The 350-nt window shown below is 68.3% G+C and carries 1 pseudogene; it reads right to left on the minus strand.

What is annotated here, in order from left to right:
• A pseudogene (locus AC1DYG_RS21110) lies at nucleotides 1–223 on the minus strand (hypothetical protein); the annotation flags it as partial.
• Nucleotides 224–350: the final 127 nt, after the last annotated feature.

The following is a 350-nucleotide window of genomic DNA, read 5'->3' on the forward strand; positions in this document are numbered from 1 at the left end:
GCGCGAGGATCGCGTCCTGGTCGTTGTAGCCGACGCTCGCCACCCGCTGGGGGTCGGCGCCGACCTCGGTCTGCCCGTACTTGTTGGTCAGGGTCGCCCCGGACCCGCCGGCGGAACCGCCGTCACCGTCACCGCTGCTGCTGCAGGCGGCGGCGAACGCGAGCAGCGCACCGGACGTCCCGATCAGAAATCCCCGACGCGTCAACCGTCCAACGTCTGCCATCGACTCTCCTCCGTCGTGCCACAAAACCCTCCGGTCCTCACCGAAGCGAGGTAAGGCTAGCCGAAATGAGGGGCCATTTGTCGCGGTCCGTGTCCGGCCGTTCACCGGCGAGTCCACTATGGACGCA

The organism is Pedococcus sp. P1_H8 (genome assembly GCF_056405175.1).